The following is a 20,934-nucleotide window of genomic DNA, read 5'->3' as shown; positions in this document are numbered from 1 at the left end:
TGTCCCTAATCCGCCTCGTCGGCCGATGCCGCGTTGAGCTGGCCATATTTTTCCTCGCCGATCGAGGCGAGCAGGTCGAGTTGCGTCTCGAGGAAATCGATGTGACCTTCCTCGTCGGACAGCAAATCCTCGAACAGCTTCATCGTCACGTAGTCGCCTGCTTCGTCACAAATCTCACGCGACCGCTTGTATGCGGTGCGCGCGTCATATTCGCCGGCAAGATCGGATTCGAGCACTTCCTTGACATTCTGGCCGATGCGCAGCGGCGCTACCGACTGCAGGTTCGGATGGCCTTCAAGGAAGATGATGCGGGCCACGAGCCGGTCGGCATGGTGCATCTCCTCGATCGATTCCGCGCGTTCCTTCTTCGCCAGCTTGGCGTAGCCCCAGTCTTCCAGCAGCCGGAAATGCACCCAGTACTGATTGACCGCTCCAAGTTCCAGAAATAGAGCCTCGTTAAGCCGCTCTATGATCTGCTGTTCGCCTTTCATGGGTTCTGCTCCCGTATTGGACGCGCAGGCCTCTGACGCGATCCAGGTGTGAAACGACATCCACGCCGCTCGCCTCCGAGCGGGCGTGGTAATTTTCGGTTACCCGAATGATCGTTTCGACCACATTTGGGAAGCAGCCGCAACAGCGACCACGCTTCTGCATGGCATGGTAGATCTTCGCCGGCACGATAAGCTGCCAGGGATCCTGATCCAGCAGCCCGACGATCGTCTGCTCAATCTCCTTCTCGGTGATGATGTTGCAATGGCAGATCAGCATTATTTGCTCTGTATGGCTGACGGCGCGTGCTCGGCACCGTGTGGCTTATTTTCTCAATCGACCCGAAACGGTTTCCACTTTTCTTTTACGCGGACCGTTGGTTCGGGATCATGCTCCGGGCTCCGGACGCCCTACTGAAACACTTTGTCTGGCGCATCGAGACTGTCCGAGCCCTCGAAGGCGATGGCATTGAGTTTCAGGGTGCCGACGGCGCGTTCGATCGACTTTGTCTGGTCGACCAGCGCATCGATCGCCGCCTGGACGGTGGCGTTGCCTTCCGTGTTGCCTTCGCCGATCTGCTGGTCATAGGCCTCGCCGCCAAGCGCCCGCGCCTTGATGGCTTCCATCTTGGCAACGGTGACATCGAGCTTGTCCGACAGTTCCTTGTCGATCGCCGGATCGGCCTCCTTGACCATGTTTGATACCGAAGGACCTTCGACGACGGTGCCGTCGAGGCGCGTGTAGCTGCCCTGATAGGCGGCGCGAATGCCGACGGCATCGTAGAGATGGGAATCGTAGGTGTTGTCGGAGAAGCAGTCATGCTCCTCTTCAGGATCGTGCAGCAGCAGGCCGAGCTTCATGCGCTCGCCGGCGAGTTCGCCATAGGACAGCGAGCCCATGCCGGTGAGGATGGTCGAGATGCCTGTCTTCGGCTCGCCATCGACAAGGTTCTTGCGGGCGGCGCCGCCATCCTTCCACTCGTTGACCATGTCCTGCAGATCGGAAACCAGAAGGTCGCTGGCCGACTTCAGGTACTGCGCGCGACGATCGCAATTGCCGCCGGTGCAGTTGGCGAGATCGTAGTCCGTATAGGGCCGTTCGCCGGCGCCCGGGCCGGTGCCGTGCAGGTCCTGGCCCCACAGCAGGAATTCGATGGCGTGATAGCCGGTCGCCACATTGGCCTCGATGCCGCCGGCCTCCTGCAGCGTGCCGGAGAGGAACTCCGGAGTAAGATTGGTGGCGTCGATCGTCTTGCCGTCGATCTCGATCGACTTGTTGGCGATCACATTGGCGGTGTAGAGCACATTCGCGTCCGACTCGGTGCCGTAGCCGGCGGCGACATAATCGATCAGGCCTTCGTCCAGCGGCCAGGCATTCACCTTGCCTTCCCAGTCGTCGACGATGGCGTTGCCGAAGCGGTAGACTTCGGTCTGCTGATAGGGAACACGCGACGCCTTCCAGGCCGCGCGGGCGGCAGTCAGCGTTTCCACCGAAGGCTTGGCGAGCAGCGCGTCGACGGCCTTGTCGAGCGCCTGCGCCGTGGTCAGCGAATCCTCATATTTGGCGAGCGCAATATCGGAATAGGTCTTGATGACCGCCTCGGCATCGGTTTCCGCCTTGGCCGGCAGCACGAATATCGCTGCCGTCAATGCCGCGGTGGCGCCGATCGCGGCGAGCCTGCCATATCGTGCCGTGATCATCGCTCTCATGATTGTCATCTCCTCGGAATTCAGTGAAAGGCCGGCGCCAAAGGCGCGTGGGCAGGCAATCGGCGCCAAGGCAGGTCCATGCCATTGGGCGAGAAACTGGCCGCGGCATAGCGCGGTTTGCAGAAAAAAGACATCGAAATGCCTCCAATCGAAAGGGTTCAAGGCCCAGACATCAAAGGGAGCGCTTGACGCGCAAGCTTCCATAAAGCGATGAAGGCGCCGGAAGTCAATCAATTTCAAAGAGAAAAGCCAATCGAAACAACAGTTTAGAATTATTCTAAACTGCAAGTGTCAACTTTAGCCGCATTTTGCAGTGTCGTCGTTAAACAGCACTATTGACGGACCGCCATTCCGGGTGCGACCCGCAAGGGCGGTCTTGCGGCGGCGTCAGACAATCGCCACTTGGCCAGACGTCCTAGACTTGGATGAGGAATTGGGGCTGCGATGAAAAACGGTGTGGTCATTGTCGGTGCGGGTCATGCGGGCGTGCAAGCGGCCGCCAGCCTGCGCGAGGACGGTTACGACGGACCCGTGATCCTCGTCAGCGACGAGAACGAACTGCCCTACCACAAGCCGCCGCTGTCGAAGACCTTCATAAAGGAGCAAGAGGCCAAACCGCAGCCGCTGCGCGGCGAGGCCTTCTATACCGGCAGCGCGATCGATTACCGGCCGGGCATCAGGGTCGACCGCATCGATGCCGGAGGCCGCAGGCTCGAGATATCAGGTGGCGGCGTGCTGCCTTTCGATCGGCTCATTCTGGCGACCGGTTCGCGGCCGCGCATCCTGCCGCCGCCCGGTTCGGAGCTTTCAGGCGTGGTGTCGCTGCGCTCGCTCGCCGATGCGCGGCTGATCCGCGAATTGAACACGCAGAGCGAGGATGTCGTCATCCTTGGCGGCGGCTTCATCGGAATGGAAATCGCCGCGACGCTCACCGCGGCCGGCCGCAAGATCACCGTGGTCGAGGCGGTCGACCGGCTGCTTGGCCGGGCGGTGGCGCCGGTCATCGCGCGCCATGTACGGCAGCGGCTGGAAGCGACCGGTGTGCGCATCCTCACCGGCACCACGATTGCGCGGCTCGAAGGCGAGAACGGCCGTGTCTCGGCGGCAATCACCGCATCCGGCGAGCGGCTACCGGCGCAGATGGTCATCATCGGCATCGGCGTGGTGCCGAACGTCGAGCTGGCGCAAGCCGCAGGTATCACTGTCGCCAACGGCATCCGCGTCGACCAGCAGATGCGCACATCTGTGCCCGAAATCCTCGCCATCGGCGATGCCGCCTCCTACCGACACTGGCTCACCGGCAGCGATGTGCGGCTGGAATCGGTGCAGAATGCAACCGACCAGGCGCGTCTTGCCGCGCGCACCATCCTCGGCCATGCGGACGCCTTTGCGGCGGTGCCATGGTTCTGGTCCGATATCGGCGACATGAAGCTGCAGATGGTCGGCCTGACTTCGGGCGGCGACAGCCATGTCGTGCTCGGCGACGTCAACGAGAACAGATTCTCCATCTACCACTATGCTGGAAATCGGCTGCTCGGCATCGAATCGGTCAACCGGCCGGGCGACCATATGCTTGGCCGCAAGATGCTCGGCGCCGGCTTCTCGCCGACGCCGCAGACGGTTGCGACGGGGCCGGACGGATTGAAGGCAGCGCTCGCCGCCCTCCAGCAGGAAGAGCCTGTCCGCGCCGCTGAATAGGGAGCCGCGCCAATTGTCGATGCCGACGCTGCCCCTCATCGCCCTGCCGGGCACTTCTCCCCGTCAAGGACGGGGAGAAGAGGCTTAGCCGCAACGCTGGCGACCCCTCTCCCCGTTTTACACGGGGAGAGGGTAAGGGTGAGGGGCAGCGCAAACGCCCGGGAATATCCGCTCAGGCGGCGCGAACGTCGCGGATCGAGCTTTCCAGGATGTCGAGCGCTTCGTTCATGACGCCGTCCTGGATGGTGATCGGCGCGAGGAAGCGGATGACATTGCCATAGACGCCGCAGGTGAGCAGGATCAGGCCCTTGTCGAGCGCCTTCAGCCGGACCGCATTGGCGATCTCGGCCGACGGCAAGCCCTTCTTCACGTCGTTGAACTCGACCGCGTTCATGAAACCGGGGCCTCTGATATCGACGATCTCCGGGGTGTCGTCGCGGATCGATTGCAGCCGCTGCTTCAGCCTGTTGCCCAGTGTGTTGGCGCGGTCGCAGAGCTTTTCCTCGTCGATCACGTCGAGCACGGCGTGCGCCGCGGCAACGCCGATCGGGCTGCCGCCATAGGTGCCGCCGAGCCCGCCGGGATTGGGTGCATCCATGATCTCGGCGCGGCCGGTGACCGCCGACAGCGGAAAGCCGCCGGCCAGGCTCTTGGCCATGGTGGTGATATCGGGCGCCACTTCATGGTGGTCCATGGCGAACATCTTTCCGGTGCGAGCAAAGCCGGTCTGCACCTCGTCGGCGATCAACAGCATGCCGTGCTGGTCGCAGATCTTGCGCAGCCCCGTCATGAATTCGCGCGGCGCCTCGTAGAAGCCGCCCTCGCCCTGCACCGGCTCGACGATGATGGCCGCGACGCGGGCCGGATCGACATCGGCCTTGAACAGCCGGTCGAGCGCGGCCAGCGAATCGGCGACCGAGATCCCGTGCAGCGCCACCGGGAACGGCGCGTGGAAGACATCGGCCGGCATGGCGCCGAAGCCGACCTTATAGGGCACGACCTTGCCGGTCAGCGCCATGCCCATGAAGGTGCGGCCATGGAAGCCGCCGGCAAAGGCGATGACCGCCGGCCGGCCGGTGGCGTTGCGGGCGATCTTGACGGCGTTCTCCACCGCCTCGGCGCCGGTGGTGACGAAAATGGTCTTCTTGTCGAACTTGCCGGGCAGCATGCCGTTCAGCCGTTCGGCCAGCCTGACATAGCTCTCATACGGCACCACCTGGTGACAGGTGTGGGTGAAGCGGTCGAGCTGCGCCTTGACCGCCTCGATCACCTTCGGGTGACGATGGCCGGTGTTGACGACGGCGATGCCGGAGGAGAAGTCGATGTAGCGGCGGCCTTCGACATCCCAGATTTCCGAGTTTTCGGCGCGGTCGGCATAAATCTGCGTGGTCATGCCGACACCGCGCGAGATCGACTGGTTCTTGCGTTCGGAAATGGCTGAGTTCTTCATGATGTCCCTTACCGGGCCGGCGCCCGTTCTCGTTTGGTGTATGCTCGCAAGTCTTCTTGCCTTATTTCATACATTCCTCAAGTTGGCACTAGCGCCGGATCGTTGGGCCTGCCGCCGTTAACGTCGCGTTCCTTTGCGCCCCCCTCTGGCCTGCCGGCCATCTCCCCCACGGGTGGGGAGATTGGCTGTCATTAATCGCTTCGCCAATCTCCAACGTCGCCGAAGGGAAGCCGTCGACGAAGCTGCCGATCTCCCTCCTTGTGGGGGAGATGGCCGGCAGGCCAGAGGGGGGGCGCGAAGGAACGCGATGCGGGGGAATTGAAAGCAAGCCGCTCACGCAGTCCGCACAAACCCGTCGCTGGCCCGCAAAAGATTGCGTGTATAATCCCTGGTCACACGGCGCTCGACGAGATCACCCGCGGTGAGGTGCTCGACCGCCTCGCCGTTCTGCATCACCATCAGCCGCTCGCACATATGGGTGATGATGGCGAGGTCGTGGCTGACCATCAGGAAGGTTAGCTTGCGCCGCCGCCGGATCTCTTCCAGCAGGTTGAGCACCTCCGCCTGCACGGAAGCGTCGAGCGCCGAGGTCGGCTCGTCGAGCAGCAGGATCGACGGTTCGAGGATCAGGGCGCGAGCGATCGCTACACGCTGGCGCTGGCCGCCCGACAATTGATGCGAATAACGGAAGCGGAAGCCGGTACCGAGCCCGACCTCGTCCAGCGCCCGCTGGATGCGCTTCTCGCCATCGGCAAAGCCGTGGATGGCGAGCGGCTCCTGCAGCAGGCGGTCGACGGTCTGGCGCGGATGCAGCGAGCCATAGGGGTCCTGGAAGACCATCTGCACCTCGCGATAAAAAGCCTTGTCGCGGCGCGCGCCGAGCGCTTTGCCGTTGACGGTGATGCTGCCCGACGCGATCGGCGCGAGCCCGGCGATCGCCCTCAGCAGCGTCGATTTGCCGGAGCCGGATTCGCCGACCAGGCCGAAGGATTCGCCCGATTGCACCTTGAGGCTGACACCCTTCAGCGCGCGAAAACGGTCGAAGATCACTTCCAGCCTGTCGACGGAAAGTGCCGCCGTCATGCCGCCCACTCCGGCTTGCGGTCGAGCACCGGCAGCGGGTGACGGTCGGCGCCGATCTTGGGCATGCAGTTGAGCAGGCCGCGCGTATAGGGATGCTGGGCGCGGCCGAGTTCCGAGGCCGCCAGCTGCTCGACGACCTTGCCGGCATACATGACGATCACCCGGTCGCAGAAGGAGGAAACCAGGCGCAGATCGTGCGAGATGAAGATCAGCCCCATGCCGCGCTCGCTGACCAGCCTGTCGAGGATGCCTAGCACGTCGAGTTGCACGGTGACGTCGAGCGCCGAGGTCGGCTCGTCGGCGATCATCATCTCCGGCCCGGCGATCAGCATCATGGCGATCATGGCGCGCTGGCCCATGCCGCCCGAAACCTCGTGCGGATGCAGGTCGAAGACACGGGCGGGATCGCGGATCTGCACCGCCTCCAGCATGGCGAGCGCGCGGTCGCGCGCTTCGGCCTTGCCGACCTTCTCATGCGTGCGCAGCGTCTCGACGATCTGGCGGCCGATGCTCATCACCGGATCGAGCGAGTATTTCGGATCCTGCAAGATCATGGCGATACGTTTTCCCCGCAACGCGCGGCGGTCGCGGGGTGAGGCGGCGAGCAGATCGATGCCGTCAAAGGCGAGTTTCCTGGCGGTGACCTCGGCCTGCGGCGGGGTCAGGCCCATGATGGCGCGGCCGGTCTGCGACTTGCCGGAACCGCTCTCGCCGACGATGCCGAGCCGTTCGCGGCCGAGCGAGAAGGAGACGCCGCGCACCGCCTCGATCCGGCCGGTGCGCGTTGGAAAGGTGACACGCAGATCGTCGACCTCCAGAAGCGTGCTCGTTCGGTCGCCGCTCATTGGTCGCCACTCATTGGTCGCCGCTCCGGGGGTCGAGCGCGTCGCGCAGGCCGTCGCCGAGCAGGTTGAAGCCGAGGCTGACGAAGAGGATAGCAAAGCCCGGTGCACCGGCCACCCACCATTGGTCGAGCACGAAGCGGCGGCCCGACGCGATCATCGCGCCCCATTCCGGCAGCGGCGGCTGTGCGCCGAGGCCGAGGAAGCCGAGACCGGCGGCGGTCAGAATGATGCCGGCCATGTCGAGCGTCACCCTGACGATCAGTGAGGAGATGCAGAGCGGCATGATGTGGCGAAGCACGATGCGGAACGGCGAGGCGCCCATCAATTGCACCGCCTTGATGTAGTCCGAATTGCGCACGGTGAGCGTTTCGGCGCGCGCGATGCGGGCATAGGGCGGCCAGGAGGTGACGGCGATGGCGAGCACCGCATTTTCGATGCCGGGGCCGAGTGCCGCGACAAAGGCCAGCGCCAGGATCAGCTTCGGGAACGCCAGAAAGATGTCGGTGATGCGCATCAGGATCGCATCGATCCAGCCGCCGGCATAGCCGGCGACGGTGCCGACCAGGAGGCCGATAGGGGCGGCGATGACAGCGACGAGGATAACGACGTAAAGCGTCCATCGCGAGCCGAAGATGACGCGCGAAAGGATGTCGCGGCCGAGGTCGTCGGTGCCGAACCAATGCTCGGCACTTGGCGCCAGCAGGCGCGAGCCCTTGAGGTCGCCGAATGTTGGCGAATAGGGCGCCAGCACATCGGCAAGGGCGGCGACCACCAGCAAAGCGATGATGATGAGCAGACCGAGAAACGCCAGCCGGTTGGCGGAAAAGCGTCGCCACGCCACGTAGGCGCGGCCAAGCCTTGCCTGCATGCGCGACGCCGGCCGCTCGCTGAGCAGCCAGTCGCGACGGCTATGGATCGCCTCAGCGGTCATCGTACTTTGGTCCTTGGGTCGAGCACCCGGTAGAGCAGGTCCGACAGCAGATTGATGCCGATGAAGACCGAGCCGATGACGATGGTGCCGCCGAGCACGGCGTTCATATCGGCGTTCTGCAGGGAATTGGTGATGTAGAGGCCGATGCCCGGCCATGAAAACACGGTCTCGGTCAGCACCGAGCCTTCGAGCAGCCCGGCATAGGAAAGCGCAATCACGGTGACCATCGGCACCGCCGCGTTGCGCAGCGCGTGGCCCCAGATGATGCGTGTTTCCGACAGGCCCTTGGCGCGCGCCGCGACGATATATTCCTGGGCAAGCTCGTTCAGCATGAACGATCGCGTCATCCGGCTGATGTAGGCGAGCGAGAAATAGCCAAGCAGCGAGGCCGGCAGGATGATGTGGCGAAAGGCATCGCGAAACACATCCCACTGTCGCTGCCACAGCGCATCCAACAGATAAAAGCCGGTGATCGGCGTGAAGGTGTATTCATAGACGATGTCGAGGCGGCCGGGAAAAGCCACCCATTGCAGCTTGGCATAGAACAGCACGAGCGCCAGCAGTCCCAGCCAGAAGATCGGCACGGAGTAGCCGACCAGGCCGATGATGCGCACGATCTGGTCGATGATGCTGCCGCGCTTGACGGCGGCCAGCACGCCAAGCGGCACACCAAGGAATGCACCGATCAGAGTTCCCAGCGTCGCCAGCTCGATCGTCGCCGGAAAGGCGCGGCGAATGTCGGTCATGACAGGATTGGTGGTCAGCACCGAGGTGCCGAAATTGCCGTTCAGGGCATTTTTCACATAGATATAGAACTGCTCGATCAATGGCAGGTCGAGACCCATCTCGCGGCGCGTGCGCTCGACGACATTGGCCGGCGCCCGGTCGCCGAGCACCGCCAGCACCGGGTCGATCGGGATCACCCGGCCGATGAAGAAGGTCACCGCGAGAAGACCGAGATAGGTGGTTATCGCGATGACCAGGAAACGGGCGATCGACGACGCGACAGCGACAGCACGGGCGCTGCCGCGCCCTGCCGCCACTTCGCTTTCAACGATGCTCATGCGGCGAGTCCGCCGGCATCACTCCTTGGAGATCTGGCCGACGAAGTTGGTGTCGAAGCTCGGGCCGAGCGCAAAGCCCTTGAGGTTCTTGCGCAGGCCTGCCACTTCCAGCTGCTGGTGAACGATGATGAAAGGACTGGTTTCGAGAATCTTCCTCTGCAGATCCTGGTACATTGCGGCGCGCTTGGCCGGATCCTTCTCGAGCAGCGCCGCTTCCGTCTGCTTGGTCAATTCCGGAATGTCCCAGGCGTTGCGCCAGGCCAGGGTCTTGGTCTTGCCTTCATCCGAATTGTCGGGGTTGCTGGCGAAGGTCTGGGCGTTGGAGTTCGGATCGAAATAATCCTGGCCCCACTGGCCGATATAGATGTCGTGGTTGCGGGCGCGGTATTTGGTCAGCGTCTGCTTGCCGTCGCCGGGAATGATCTCCAGCTTGACGCCGGCCTGGCCGAGCGTCTGCTGGAACGATTCCGCCATGCCGGTCACCGGCTGGGTGTTGCGTACGTCCATGGTGACGCTGAAGCCGTCGGCCAAGCCGGCCTTGGCGAGCAGTTCCTTGGCCTTGGCGAGGTCGAATTTGAACGGATTTTCGTCCAGCTCGCCGAGAACGCCCTTCGGCAGGAAGGTCTGGTGGATCTCGCCGATGCCCTTGAGGATCGTCGAGCTCAGGGCATCATAGTCGACAAGATATTTGAAGGCCTGGCGAACCTCGGGCTTGGCGAGGTTCGGGTTCTTCTGATTAAGGCTGATGTAAAAGACCGTGCCCTTCGGCGCGCTGGTGGTGGTGAGCTCGGCGTTCTTGGCGATGGCGTCGAGGTCGTTCGGCTCGAGGTTGCGGGCAACATCGATGTCGCCGGCCTCCAGCGCCAGGCGCTGGCCCGAACTTTCCTTCATGTTGCGGTAGATGACGCGGGCAAGCTTGGCCTTTTCGCCGTGATAATTGTCGTTGCGCTCCATGACGACGACCTCGTTGGCCCGCCATTCTCGCAGCTTGAAGGCGCCGGAGCCGGCATAGCCGGTCTTCAGCCAGGCGTTGCCGAAGTCATTGTCGTATTTGTAGTCGGCACTCGGCGTGACCGCAGCGACATGTTCCTTGACCAGCTTGGCGTCGACGACCGAGGCGACGGTTGCCGACAGGCAGTTCAGGACGAAGCTCGGCGCATAGGCCTTGTCGACGGTGAACTGGAACGTCGAGTCATCGATGGCCTTGGCCTTCTCAGTGACGTTGTCGCCATTGATGCCGAACTGCCCGATGATGAAGGCAGGGCTCTTGTCCAGCTTGATGGCACGCTCGAACGAGTAGGCGACGTCCGCAGCCGTGATCGGATTGCCCGAGGCGAATTTCAGGCCGGGCTTGAGCTTGAAGGTGTAGGTCAGGCCGTCGTCGGAGACAGTCCAGCTTTCGGCAAGATCGCCCTTGACCTTGGACGTATCGCTGAGATCGAGGCGAACAAGAAGATCGTAGGTGTTGCCGGTGACCTCGGCGGTCGACAGCTCGAACGCTTCGCCCGGATCCATCGAGATGATGTCGTCGATCGCGAAACCCTCGACCAGCGTGTCGGCGGGCGTGACCGCAAAGGCAGGTGCGCCGGCCAAAAGCAGCGCGGACATGGCTGCGCCCGCGAGCAAGAAGCGGGAGCGTAGAGCAAACTTTTCCATCATCATTTTTAACTGTTCCCTGTTTTTGTTGACCTGAGTTCCCGGCTCAGGGTTTTGGCATTTACTTGCCAAATCGAACGGTGACACTGAACCGGTCGTCTTGATGATTTTTATCCAGTTCCGCCTCACCATATCCGGCGGTTTCAAGCGCGGCAACGAGCATTTGCAAAGCTGTTTATTGGACCAGGATCAGCCGGCCGCCACCGCCGAAAGCGACACCCGCAGTGCAGCTATTTCAACGCTGTGACCAGGTCGGCGTCGGGAAAACAGGTGGCGGCGCGACCATTCCCGGCCTGCCACTTGCCGATCGAGCGGCGCGTCTTGAAACCGGGCAGACCGTCGGCGCTGCCGACATCGTAGCCCTTAGCCTCCAGCGCCCGCTGCAAGCCGGCGATATCAGACCTGTGGAGCCCGCCGACCGCACCCCAGCGCCCCGAAAAATTGCTGTCGCCATTCGCGATGCGGTCAGCGCCGTGACCGATGAACAGGGCGTAGAGATCGCTGGTGTTGTATTGCTTCAGCACGTAGAAATTGGGCGTGACGATGAAGGCCGGACCGCTGCGGCCGGCCGGCATCAAAAGAAAGCCTTCGGCCTTCAGCTCGCGCGCCGGAAACGGTCTTGCCGCGACGCGTTTGATGCCCATGTCAGCCCACTCGGAAATCCTCTTGCCCTGGTCCGGACCTTCGAGCGAGCAGGAGACCGCTTCCGACACCGTCACCTCGAAGCCCCAGCCGCGGCCTTTAATCCAGCCATAGTGGACGAGATAGTTGGCGATCGAGGCCAGCGTGTCCGGCACCGAGTTCCAGATGTCGACCCGACCGTCGCCATCGAAATCGACGGCATGGTTCAGGAACGAAGTCGGCATGAATTGCGGCTGGCCGAGCGCGCCTGCCCAGGACGACTTCATCGCGCCGACCGGGGCCAGCCCACGCTCGACGATCTCGAGTGCCGCCATAAGCTCGGTGCGGAAGAAATCCTTCCTGGTCGCCATGAACGCCTTGGTGGCCAGAACTTCGAACGCATCGTAAGGCATTTTTGCCGCGCCAAAGCCGCTCTCGCGACCCCAGATCGCCAGCAGCACCTCGCCCGGCACGCCGTAGCGCTTCTCGATCGCGGCGATGGTCCTGGCATTGGCCGCCTTGCGCGTGCGGCCACCAGCGGTGACAGCGCGGACCGTCTTTTCGGCGAAATAGGCGCCGGGTGAACCGAACTCCGCCTGATGCTGCTTTTGCGGCGTCTTCGCCTTTTTGCCCGGCATCACCAGGTCGGGCAGTTTCAGGTTCGGCTTGACGCCATCGAAGGCGGCGTCGAAGGTTTTTCTGGAGATGCCTTTGGCGCTGACCTCGGGCCAGAGGTCGCCTTGCAGCCAGGCGTGGAACTGGTCGTCGATTTTTGCGGCTGAGGCGGGGCTGGCGAGGAGGAGGGCGACTAGGGCTGCAATGAAAAACGCAGCCAATCTGCAAAGTCCGCGTTCTGTGGCGCCCCCCTCTGTCCTGCCGGACATCTCCCCCACTTGGGGGGAGATTGGCAGCCGCACTGACCGCGCCTTCTCTTCAACGCTGGAGATAAGCGAAGCCTTCGATGACAGCCGATCTCCCCCCTTGTGGGGGAGATGTCCGGCAGGACAGAGGGGGGCGCCACGGAACGCAATCATCTCAAGAATACCTCCCCCCAACAGCCTCAAAACGCCGTCCGCGAGCGTAGCGCCGCGGCCAGCGTGCCTTCGTCGAGATAGTCGAGTTCGCCGCCGACCGGCACCCCATGGGCCAGCCGCGTTACTTTGATGTCGAAGCCGGACAATTGATCGGTGAGATAGTGCGCGGTGGTCTGTCCCTCGACCGTGGCGTTGACGGCAAGGATCACCTCCTTGACCTCGCCGCCGGCGACACGGTCGACCAGCGAGTGGATGTTGAGCTGCTCTGGGCCGATGCCGTCGAGCGGCGACAGCGAGCCGCCGAGCACGTGGTAGCGGACATTCATGGCAGCCGCCCGCTCCAGCGCCCACAGGTCGGCCACGTCCTCGACGACGATCAGCGTGCCGGCGTCGCGGCGTGGATCGGTGCAGATCATGCAGGGGTCGGATGTATCGACATTGCCGCAGGTCGAGCAGATGCGCACCTTGTCGACCGCTTCGCTCATGGCGGCTGCGAGCGGCGACAGCAACTGCTCCTTCTTCTTGATGAGGTGAAGCGCTGCTCGCCTGGCCGAGCGGGGCCCGAGCCCCGGCACCTTGGCCAGAAGCTGGATCAGGCGTTCGATCTCGGGGCCGGCGATTCGCTTCGACATCTCATCGGTTTATGATTTTTCAACGGGTTTTGGAACACTTCTGCGGCGCGGCTGCTGCGAAACAATCGCTCAGGTTTGCGCTGCCCCTCATTGCCCTGCCGGGCATTTCTCCCCGTATAGTGACGGGGAGAAAGGACGCCTTCGCAAAGACTTCGCCAATCTCAAGCGTGCAGGAAAAGTGCCAAGGTTGCGGCCAGCCTCTTCTCCCCGTTCCACGGGAGAAGATGCCGGCAGGCAGATGAGGGGCGGCGCCGGCGTCGACTGTCGATCGCCTCAGTATGCTTCCAGCGGTCGGCCCTGGCCGGCGATCATCGCACCGATGGCGTCGGTGTTCTCGGGTGTCGATTCAAACGACATCGTCGGCTCGGCCGGCGCCGCCGGGAATGACGTGACAGGTTGCGCACCGGCGGTGCCGCCGAAACGGGCCGCGTCCGGCTCCTGCATCGCCACAAGCGTCGCCTTCTCCGGCGTCGTCTTCTCCAGAGTAGCCTTTGCCGGTTGCGATGCGACCGCGGTCACATAGGTTGCCTTTGTGGGCGTTAAGTCGGCGAATTTTGCCTTGGCGACCGGCGCCGCGGAGGCCACGAGCGTCACTGGTGCGGCGCGCGCCGACGTCCGCGGCGTGGCCTGTGCCACGGCGACCGTCGGCTCGTCCGGCAACGGTTTCCAGTTCCGGCCACGTTTTTCGTAGAAGGCGTTGCCGCCGGCAACCATGGTGTAGTGCATGTTCTTGTAGGGGAAACGCAGGCCGGCGGTGTGAAAGAACATCGTGTTCTTCAGCTTGGCCTTGCGCTCGCCCCTGAGCACCGCCTCGGCGGCTTCCTCGACATCGGGCATCGCCTTCGAATTCATCCGCCGTGTCATCACGCCCGGCGCGAACTGGCCGCGCTCGCCGACCACCTGGCAGATGGTGTTGCCATGCTTGCCGGAGCGCAGCCGGTTCATCACCACCGTGCCGACGGCAATCATGCCGTCACGGCTCGACCGGTTGGATTCGAAGAACATCGCGCGCTGGAGGCACTCCTTGTCCTTCGCTGTGTGACTGTAGGGCCGGGACCTGACGGCATCGGCCAGGCTGGCCACGGACAGGCCGTGCGAGGTGGTCTGACTGCAGGCGGTCAAAAACAGCGGAGAGGTGATGACGCCGACCAACAACGGCGTCTTCCATCGGGTCGCGATCAAAAATATCCCCTCATTCTGTCGCCAGCCCGCCCCTGGGTTGCGGCAAGAATGAGACACTTTCAGGCAAAAAGATGGCAAAAGCGTTATTAAGTGTGCGGAGTTGCCGAATGGACACACCGGCGGAGCAAGCGACCGCCGGATCGCGGCATGGCACTCCATGGCCACTGTAACGGCATGGATCCTAAAATTTGAGGGTCTCCGCAGGAGGCTTCCCAAGGCTGGAGCGATGGGCCCGCTCGACCGGCATAGCTATCAACACACCTTAGAACGGCAGCTTCATTCCCGGCGGTATCGGCAGTCCCGCGGTCAGTGCCTGGGTCTTTTCTTGCATCATCTGCTCGACCTTGGCCCTGGCGTCATTGTGGGCGGCGAGGAGCAGATCCTCCAGAATCTCGACCTCGTCCTCCTTGAACAACGACGGGTCGATCTTGAGCGACTTCATCTCGAATTTGCCGGTCAGCGTCACGCCGACCAGGCCGCCGCCGGCCTGCCCGGTGGCTTCGAGCGTGGCGATCTCGTCCTGCATGGCCTGGAACTTGGCCTGCATTTCCTTCGCTTTGCCCATCAGGCCGAGAAGATCTTTCATCGCGTGGTCCTCTACGATTGATCTGGTTTCTTGTTTAAGCATGATCTTCTCCGAAAACCGGTTCCCACTTTTCGGGATCATGCTTAGGTTTCGTCTTCGTCTGTGGCCGGCTCGATCGGAACCTCGGCCTCCACCGCATCGGCTTCAGGTGCGTCGGGAATGCGCACGTCGATGATCTTGGCGCCGGGAAAACGCGCCAGGATGGCGGCGACGGTCGGGTCGCTCTTGGCGTCGAGGAGGGCGTTTTCGCGTTTGGTCGATTCCATCTCGGCCAGCGTCTGGCCGCCCTCTTCCTTTGACAGCGAGACCAGCCAGCTGCGGCCGGTCCAGGCGCGCAATTTGGCGGTCAGATCGTTGAGCAGCATCTTCGGCGCGTCATCGGTCAGGCTGACGTCGATGCGGCCCGGCTCGATGCGCACCAGGCGCACGCAGCGCTTCACCAGCACCTTGAAGGCCATGTCGCGCTGGGCGTCGGCAAGGGCGACGATATCGGCCAGCGACTTCACCGGCACCGGCGGCGCATCCGCGACCGGCTCCGGCGCCGGAACGAAGGCTGCAGGCATCGGTTCGGGTTCGACCAACCGCATGGTCTGCGCGCCGCCATTGACCGTCGGCATCCGCGTCTGCGCCACGGCGCCGGCAACGCTAGGATTTGCTGGGCCGGGATTTGCGGCGACAGAACTTGCTGGCGCACCATTCGAGCGCGGCGCGCCATTGGGCACCGATGCTCCGCCCTCCAGCGATTTCAGCGCCTCATCAAGTGTCGGCAGGTCGGCGGCATGAGCCAGCCGGATCAGCACCATTTCGGCGGCACTGACCGGCCGGTTAGCGGACTGCACCTCGGGAATGCCTTTCAACAGCATCTGCCAGGTCCGCGACAGCACTCTGACCGACAGCGCCTTGGCGAAATCGGCGCCGCGCCGGCGCTCGTCCTCCGACAGCGACGCGTCATCGACGGCCGTCGGCACGAAGCGCAGCCGGGTGACGAGATGGTTGAACTCGGCAAGGTCGGTCAGCACCGCGGCCGGATCGGCGCCGGTGTCATACTGGTTGCGGAATTCGGCCAAGGCCGCCGCCACGTCACCCTTCATCACATGTTCGAACAAGTCGACGATGCGGGCACGGTCGGCGAGCCCGAGCATGGCGCGCACCGCTTCGGCGCTGACCGCGCCACTGCCATGGGCGATCGCCTGGTCGAGAATGGACAGCGAATCGCGCGCCGAGCCTTCGGCCGCGCGGGCGATCATCGCCAGCGCGTCGTCATCGACCGCAATGCCTTCCCTGGCGGCGATCGAGGAGAGATGCGCGACCAGCGTGCCGGCATCGATACGCCGGAGATCGAAGCGCTGGCAGCGCGACAAAACGGTGATCGGAACTTTTCTGATTTCGGTGGTGGCGAAGATGAATTTGACGTGCGGCGGCGGCTCTTCCAGCGTCTTCAGCAGGCCGTTGAACGCCTGCGTCGAGAGCATGTGCACTTCGTCGATGATATAGACCTTGTAGCGCGCCGAGACCGGCGCGTAGCGCACGCGCTCGATGATGTCTCTGATATCGTCGATGCCGGTATGCGAGGCGGCGTCCATCTCGATGACGTCGACATGGCGGCCTTCCATGATCGCCTGGCAATGCTCGCCCAGCACGGCAAGGTCGACCGAAGGCTGGTCGACGGCGGCCGTCTTGTAGTTGAGCGCCCGCGCCAGAATCCGCGCCGTCGTCGTCTTGCCGACACCACGCACGCCGGTCAGCATCCACGCCTGGGCGATGCGGCCGGTGGCGAAGGCGTTGGTGAGGGTTCGGACCATCGGCTCCTGGCCGATCAGTTCGGAAAAATTCGCAGGACGGTATTTGCGCGCCAGAACGCGATAGGCGGCGGCCTTTTCCGTTCCCGAATTTCCGGCTTCGCTCATTCGCCCGTAAAGCTCCAAGGGCCGCGCCTACAGGCGGCCGATTCCTGCGCATAGTTTCGCCCGCAGGGCTTGGCGCCGTCAATGTCGCGGGAGAAAGGCGAAGAGGTGGGAGGCTGGAACAATGACCCGTTCCGGGCTCGTTAGGGCTGCTTCCTTCCGGACCTGACCCGGTTGGCGAGTGGACCGTCCACCACCAACCTCCCGCTTTCCATATCGGCAATTCGGCGATGAAATGCAAGGGCGCAGGATCAATCAGCCGGGAGTGGCATCGAAAGCTTAAACAAAAAACCCGCCTCGGGGCGGGTCATTGGCGCAAATCAGCACCATGCCGAAACCATTAGCATAACTGCCGTCACAAAGCAACGATTCGCTTGCCGCCTCTTGCGGGCCACCGGCAGCCGCTCTAGCGTTCAAAAGTCTAAAAAACACGACAAAAGTGAAGGAAACGCCGATGTCGCCGGGCCTCGAGGCTGGATTCACGCTGGATGCTCGTCTGGAGGCGGACAGCGAGCAGTTGATGTGGCTCGGCCTGTGCGAGTTGCGGGTGATGAACGACCGCCGCTGGCCGTGGCTGCTCCTGGTGCCGCAGCGGTCGGGCGTGGAGGAAATCCACGATTTGACGCCGCTCGACCAGACGATGCTGACCTTCGAAACCAACATGGTGGCGCAGGCGCTGAAAAGTGTGAGCGGCTGCACCAAGATCAACACCGGCGCACTCGGCAACATCGTTCGTCAGTTGCATGTCCACGTCATCGCCCGCTCGGAAGGCGATCCCGGCTGGCCGGGCCCGGTGTGGGGGCACGGCATGCGCGAACCCTATCAGCGCTCGGACCTGCGCCGATTTGCGCAACAGATAAAGGCGGCGCTATAAGCCTGTCCCGTGTCCATCCTGAAGTTGAGTCTCCATGAGCTTCCGCCTGTTTGACGCGCCCTTGCGCGAGCCGAGCCAGTTCGTCGGCTTCGCCGGCAACATGATCGACCGGCAATCGGAAAACCGCGCCGACGATTCCGTCGAAAAGGCACTCGCCGATCCCTCAGCCAGGCTTTTGCTGATGCATGGCGGGCGGCTCTATCTGAAGCTTAGGGATGGCGGCTTCGATCCCTGGTTCGGCGCCGAGGAAAGCCAGCCACTGCAGGCGTCGCTCGACCATGGCGTCCTGCTCGGTTTTTCCGACAGCGCTCCGGTGCTCGCCGTGCCGGCCGGGCTCGATCCCGAACACCTGCCCGAAACCATCAAGGCCATCGACTATCGCTCGGTCTATATGCAGGGGCTGATCGACGAGGCGGCGGCCGGCGCGATGGCGCAAGGCGCTGCATTGCTCGCCTGGCATGCGAGCCACCGCTTCTGCAGCAAATGCGGCGCTGAAGCCGAAATGCGGGCCGGCGGCTACAAGCGGCTTTGCCCGGCCTGCGCCACTGAGCATTTTCCGCGCACCGACCCGGTTGCGATCATGCTGACGGCGACGCGCGAAAAATGCCTGCTCGGCCGCGGCCGGCATTTCGCGCCCGGCATGTACTCGGCGCTTGCCGGCTTCATCGAACCCGGCGAGACGATCGAGGCGGCGGTGCGCCGTGAAACGCTGGAGGAAGCCGGCATCAGGCTTGGCCGCGTTGTCTACCATGCCAGCCAGCCCTGGCCGTTTCCCTATTCGCTGATGATCGGCTGCTTCGGCGAACCGCTCAACGACGACATTCAGGCCGACCTCAGCGAGTTGGAAGACTGCCGCTGGTTCTTTCGCGACGAAGTGCTCTTGATGCTGGCCCGCGAGCATCCGGGCGGCCTGGTCACGCCGCCGAAGGGAGCGATCGCCTACAACCTCATCCGCGCCTGGGCAGACAGCGCGTAAAACTCATAGGGGGAGCAAAATGATCCGTCACACAGTGGTGTTCAGGCTGAGGCACAAGGACAGCTCAGTCGAGGAGGCAAAATTCCTCGCTGGTGCGAAGATATTGGCGGCGATACCGGGCGTCGAGAAATTCGAGCAGTTGCGGCAGGTCAGCCCGAAGAACGACTTTCGCTTCGGCTTCTCGATGGAGTTCGCCGACCAGGCCGCCTATTCCGGCTATAACGACCATCCTGATCATGTCGCCTTCGTCCGCGACCGCTGGATCCCGGAGGTCGAGGCGTTTCTCGAGATCGACTACGCGCCGCTGAGCTAAGTTCAATCGTTCCGAACGAGCAAGTTCGACCGAGACCACCCCATCAGCCGGTCGGCTACATGCCGGTGAAAACTGCCAATTGAGCGGCAAAAGCACGCTTGTAGGCGGGCCGGGCTTCGCCGCGGGCGACATAGGCGGAGAGGTTCGGATATTCGTCCAGCATACCTGATGTTTTTAACCTGAGCAGCACCGCCACCATCATCAGGTCGCCCGCGCTGAACGCACCATCGAGCCAGTCGGCATCGCCGAGGCGACCGGAAAGTTCGCCCAGCCGGTCACGGATGCGATCCTCGACCATAGGCAGGCGCTGTTCGTGCCAAGGTTTGTCTCGCTCCAGGAGCACGGCGGTTTGGCGCTCAAGGATCGGCGGCTCCACGGTGTTTAGCGCGGCAAACATCCATGAGATTGCGCGCGCCCTGGCATTCGCATCGTCTGGCAGCAGGCCCGCATGGCGCTCGGCGATATGGAACACGATCGCCCCCGATTCGAACAGGGCGAGATCGCCTTCCTCATAGGTCGGAATCTGCCCGAAAGGATGAAGCGCGAGATGCGCAGGTGCTTTCATCTCGCTGAACGAAACAAGACGAACCTGGTAAGGCTGGCCCACTTCTTCAAGCGCCCAGCGAACGCGCATATCACGCGCCAGCCCCCTGCCGCGATCGGGCGACCGTTCAAAGGCGGTGATGGTGGGGGTCATCGGCAGGCTCCAGGTGATTGCATGACGCCGTCGTGCGTCACGGAGTTGATTGAGATCAGTTTCCTCACCTCGCCAGTCTCCTTTCTTCGCTTGTGGCAAGCAAAGGACGAATGTCGCGCCGGGATTCCGACATCTGGGAACTGCTTGTCAATCACGCGTGACTGCCGCAACGGAGGCGCGTAGCGCTCCGGCGAAGTGGGGATGGCCATAGAGGTCGTTGTGGCCCGCCGCTATGGCGATGTGGCTGCGCAGGTCACGCGCAGCCTCGCGCAGAAGTGCCGAACGTGCCGCAGGAACGATGGTGTCGTTCTCGGCGACTATGACGGCCGTGGGCACATCGAGGTCGCGCAGAGATTCCGCAGCCTCCATCCGGTGCCGCAGCAAGAGGCGCACCGGCAGCCAGGCATAGTGGTGAGCGGCGAGTTCCCTCAGCGAGTCGAAGGGGGTGACCATGACGATGCCGCGCAAGGGCCGGGCCGTCGCCAGATCGACCGCAACCGCAGCGCCGATGCTGAGGCCGATGGCGACTATGCCGGCTTTGGCATCGGTGGCCAGGTGGTCATAGGCGCGTCGGGCGTCCTCGAACAGGGCGGCGGCCGACGGGCTTCCGCTGCTCGGCGCGTATCCGCGGTAGTGCAGCGCAGCGACCTCATGTTCTGGGAAGAGCTGGTGCAGCATGAGGGCAAGTGCGTCGGCATTCCAGGCATTGCCGGCGAATCCCAGCAGGAGCGGGCGCGGCTCGGCCGTCTGCCTTGCCGGCAGGCGTACCAGAACGACGCGCTCGCCATCCTCCGTCGTCAGCTCGACATGGCGGACCCCGGCCGGCAGATCGGGTCCGAACGCCGCAAGGCCGGCCGGAAAGATCAGCCAGGACTGAAGCACATACACGACGGCGACAAAAACCGCATACAATCCAGCGACCGCGAGCGTCAGTTTCAGGAGCCACATCGCAGGAATGTCGCCCGGCGCCCGTCACCTGGCAAGGCGCTTACGTCAGGACGCTGCGGGGCTAAAAGCACGGTTCCGGTACGACGCCGATTGTCGAACTCGGCGCTGCCCCTCATCTGCCTGCCGGCATCTTCTCCCCGTATAGTGACGGGGAGAAGGGTCCATTGTCCGAACCGGATAGATAGGTAACAGAATGGACCGATTGCATGGGTGACAGTTTTCTTGTCCGCCGGGAGGACCGG

The 20,934-nt window shown here is 63.3% G+C and carries 21 protein-coding genes and 1 other RNA gene; 5 read left to right on the top strand and 17 right to left on the bottom strand.

The features are described 5' to 3' along the window. Positions 1-5 precede the first annotated feature (5 nt). From bfr to AC0L25_RS10275, 3 genes are all read right to left on the bottom strand, one after another. A complete protein-coding gene (gene bfr / locus AC0L25_RS10285) occupies positions 6-491 on the bottom strand; it encodes a bacterioferritin (protein ID WP_023802097.1) in 486 nt (161 codons plus the stop codon). Continuing rightward, on the bottom strand, positions 457-768 hold the full coding sequence (locus tag AC0L25_RS10280) for a (2Fe-2S)-binding protein (protein WP_065005901.1): 312 nt from the start codon (positions 766-768) through the stop codon (positions 457-459). Before AC0L25_RS10280 ends, bfr begins: the two co-directional genes overlap by 35 nt. A 131-nt stretch (positions 769-899) precedes the next feature. Next, positions 900-2,189, bottom strand: coding sequence for an imelysin family protein (locus AC0L25_RS10275; RefSeq protein WP_473595456.1), 1,290 nt, complete (start codon positions 2,187-2,189; stop codon positions 900-902). 453 nt (positions 2,190-2,642) lie between these two features. Here AC0L25_RS10275 and AC0L25_RS10270 point away from each other — a divergent pair, with 453 nt between their 5' ends. Beyond that, the gene (locus tag AC0L25_RS10270) at positions 2,643-3,896 is read left to right on the top strand and encodes an NAD(P)/FAD-dependent oxidoreductase (RefSeq protein WP_473595381.1); all 1,254 of its coding nucleotides are present in this window, start codon (positions 2,643-2,645) and stop codon (positions 3,894-3,896) included. Positions 3,897-4,068: 172 nt separating this feature from the next. On the opposite strand, the gene AC0L25_RS10265 is transcribed toward AC0L25_RS10270, so the two are convergent. From AC0L25_RS10265 to AC0L25_RS10240, 6 genes are all read right to left on the bottom strand, one after another. Then, entirely contained in the window at positions 4,069-5,346 is a 1,278-nt protein-coding gene (locus AC0L25_RS10265; protein ID WP_473595380.1) for a 4-aminobutyrate--2-oxoglutarate transaminase, read from the bottom strand. A 333-nt stretch (positions 5,347-5,679) separates the two neighbouring features. Further along, positions 5,680-6,429 carry an ABC transporter ATP-binding protein gene (locus AC0L25_RS10260; RefSeq protein ID WP_473595379.1) on the bottom strand — a complete coding sequence of 250 codons (750 nt, stop codon included), beginning with the start codon at positions 6,427-6,429 and terminating at the stop codon, positions 5,680-5,682. Then, a complete protein-coding gene (locus tag AC0L25_RS10255; protein WP_473595378.1) occupies positions 6,426-7,274 on the bottom strand; it encodes an ABC transporter ATP-binding protein in 849 nt (282 codons plus the stop codon). The genes AC0L25_RS10260 and AC0L25_RS10255 overlap by 4 nt, the downstream gene beginning before the upstream one ends. A gap of 10 nt (positions 7,275-7,284) precedes the next feature. Further along, positions 7,285-8,205: a nickel transporter permease gene (gene nikC / locus AC0L25_RS10250; RefSeq protein WP_473595377.1), complete on the bottom strand. Its 921-nt coding sequence runs from the start codon at positions 8,203-8,205 to the stop codon at positions 7,285-7,287. Next, on the bottom strand, positions 8,202-9,269 hold the full coding sequence (locus AC0L25_RS10245) for an ABC transporter permease (protein WP_473595376.1): 1,068 nt from the start codon (positions 9,267-9,269) through the stop codon (positions 8,202-8,204). Before AC0L25_RS10245 ends, nikC begins: the two co-directional genes overlap by 4 nt. 18 nt (positions 9,270-9,287) lie before the next feature. Further along, positions 9,288-10,931 carry an ABC transporter substrate-binding protein gene (locus AC0L25_RS10240; RefSeq protein WP_473595375.1) on the bottom strand — a complete coding sequence of 548 codons (1,644 nt, stop codon included), beginning with the start codon at positions 10,929-10,931 and terminating at the stop codon, positions 9,288-9,290. A 94-nt stretch (positions 10,932-11,025) separates the two neighbouring features. Between AC0L25_RS10240 and AC0L25_RS10235 the strand changes: the two genes are divergently transcribed. After that, positions 11,026-11,172 carry a hypothetical protein gene (locus tag AC0L25_RS10235; RefSeq protein WP_473595374.1) on the top strand — a complete coding sequence of 49 codons (147 nt, stop codon included), beginning with the start codon at positions 11,026-11,028 and terminating at the stop codon, positions 11,170-11,172. Here the strand turns inward: AC0L25_RS10235 and AC0L25_RS10230 are convergent. The 6 genes from AC0L25_RS10230 to ffs all read right to left on the bottom strand — a co-directional run bounded on the left by AC0L25_RS10230 (position 11,156) and on the right by ffs (position 17,089). Beyond that, positions 11,156-12,430: a lytic murein transglycosylase gene (locus AC0L25_RS10230; RefSeq protein WP_473595373.1), complete on the bottom strand. Its 1,275-nt coding sequence runs from the start codon at positions 12,428-12,430 to the stop codon at positions 11,156-11,158. The two genes, AC0L25_RS10235 and AC0L25_RS10230, sit on opposite strands and share 17 nt — an antisense overlap. A 176-nt stretch (positions 12,431-12,606) precedes the next feature. Beyond that, positions 12,607-13,212 carry a recombination mediator RecR gene (gene recR, locus AC0L25_RS10225; RefSeq protein ID WP_473595372.1) on the bottom strand — a complete coding sequence of 202 codons (606 nt, stop codon included), beginning with the start codon at positions 13,210-13,212 and terminating at the stop codon, positions 12,607-12,609. A 273-nt stretch (positions 13,213-13,485) separates the two neighbouring features. After that, on the bottom strand, positions 13,486-14,394 hold the full coding sequence (locus tag AC0L25_RS10220) for a cell wall hydrolase (RefSeq protein WP_473595371.1): 909 nt from the start codon (positions 14,392-14,394) through the stop codon (positions 13,486-13,488). Between the two features lie 262 nt (positions 14,395-14,656). Next, positions 14,657-14,980 carry a YbaB/EbfC family nucleoid-associated protein gene (locus AC0L25_RS10215; protein WP_473595455.1) on the bottom strand — a complete coding sequence of 108 codons (324 nt, stop codon included), beginning with the start codon at positions 14,978-14,980 and terminating at the stop codon, positions 14,657-14,659. 83 nt (positions 14,981-15,063) lie between these two features. Further along, the gene (locus tag AC0L25_RS10210) at positions 15,064-16,887 is read right to left on the bottom strand and encodes a DNA polymerase III subunit gamma/tau (RefSeq protein WP_473595370.1); all 1,824 of its coding nucleotides are present in this window, start codon (positions 16,885-16,887) and stop codon (positions 15,064-15,066) included. Positions 16,888-16,992: 105 nt separating this feature from the next. Beyond that, positions 16,993-17,089, bottom strand: an RNA gene (gene ffs / locus AC0L25_RS10205) — signal recognition particle sRNA small type. A gap of 249 nt (positions 17,090-17,338) precedes the next feature. Between ffs and AC0L25_RS10200 the strand changes: the two genes are divergently transcribed. Genes AC0L25_RS10200 through AC0L25_RS10190 form a run of 3 tightly spaced genes read left to right on the top strand, consistent with a single transcriptional unit; the run spans position 17,339 to position 19,047 of the window. Then, positions 17,339-17,758, top strand: a complete 420-nt coding sequence (locus AC0L25_RS10200; protein WP_473595369.1) for an HIT domain-containing protein — start codon at positions 17,339-17,341, stop codon at positions 17,756-17,758. 34 nt (positions 17,759-17,792) lie between these two features. Further along, the gene (gene nudC, locus AC0L25_RS10195; RefSeq protein WP_473595368.1) at positions 17,793-18,734 is read left to right on the top strand and encodes an NAD(+) diphosphatase; all 942 of its coding nucleotides are present in this window, start codon (positions 17,793-17,795) and stop codon (positions 18,732-18,734) included. 19 nt (positions 18,735-18,753) lie between these two features. Next, complete coding sequence (locus AC0L25_RS10190; RefSeq protein ID WP_473595367.1) at positions 18,754-19,047, top strand: Dabb family protein; 294 nt, start codon at positions 18,754-18,756, stop codon at positions 19,045-19,047. Positions 19,048-19,102: 55 nt separating this feature from the next. Here the strand turns inward: AC0L25_RS10190 and AC0L25_RS10185 are convergent, their stop codons facing one another. Continuing rightward, positions 19,103-19,744, bottom strand: coding sequence for a glutathione S-transferase family protein (locus AC0L25_RS10185; protein ID WP_473595454.1), 642 nt, complete (start codon positions 19,742-19,744; stop codon positions 19,103-19,105). 147 nt (positions 19,745-19,891) lie between these two features. Next, positions 19,892-20,692 carry an alpha/beta hydrolase gene (locus AC0L25_RS10180; RefSeq protein ID WP_473595366.1) on the bottom strand — a complete coding sequence of 267 codons (801 nt, stop codon included), beginning with the start codon at positions 20,690-20,692 and terminating at the stop codon, positions 19,892-19,894. Positions 20,693-20,934: the final 242 nt, after the last annotated feature.

This window comes from Mesorhizobium sp. WSM4813 (assembly GCF_055811555.1).
This window is presented reverse-complemented; position numbering and strand designations above follow the sequence as displayed.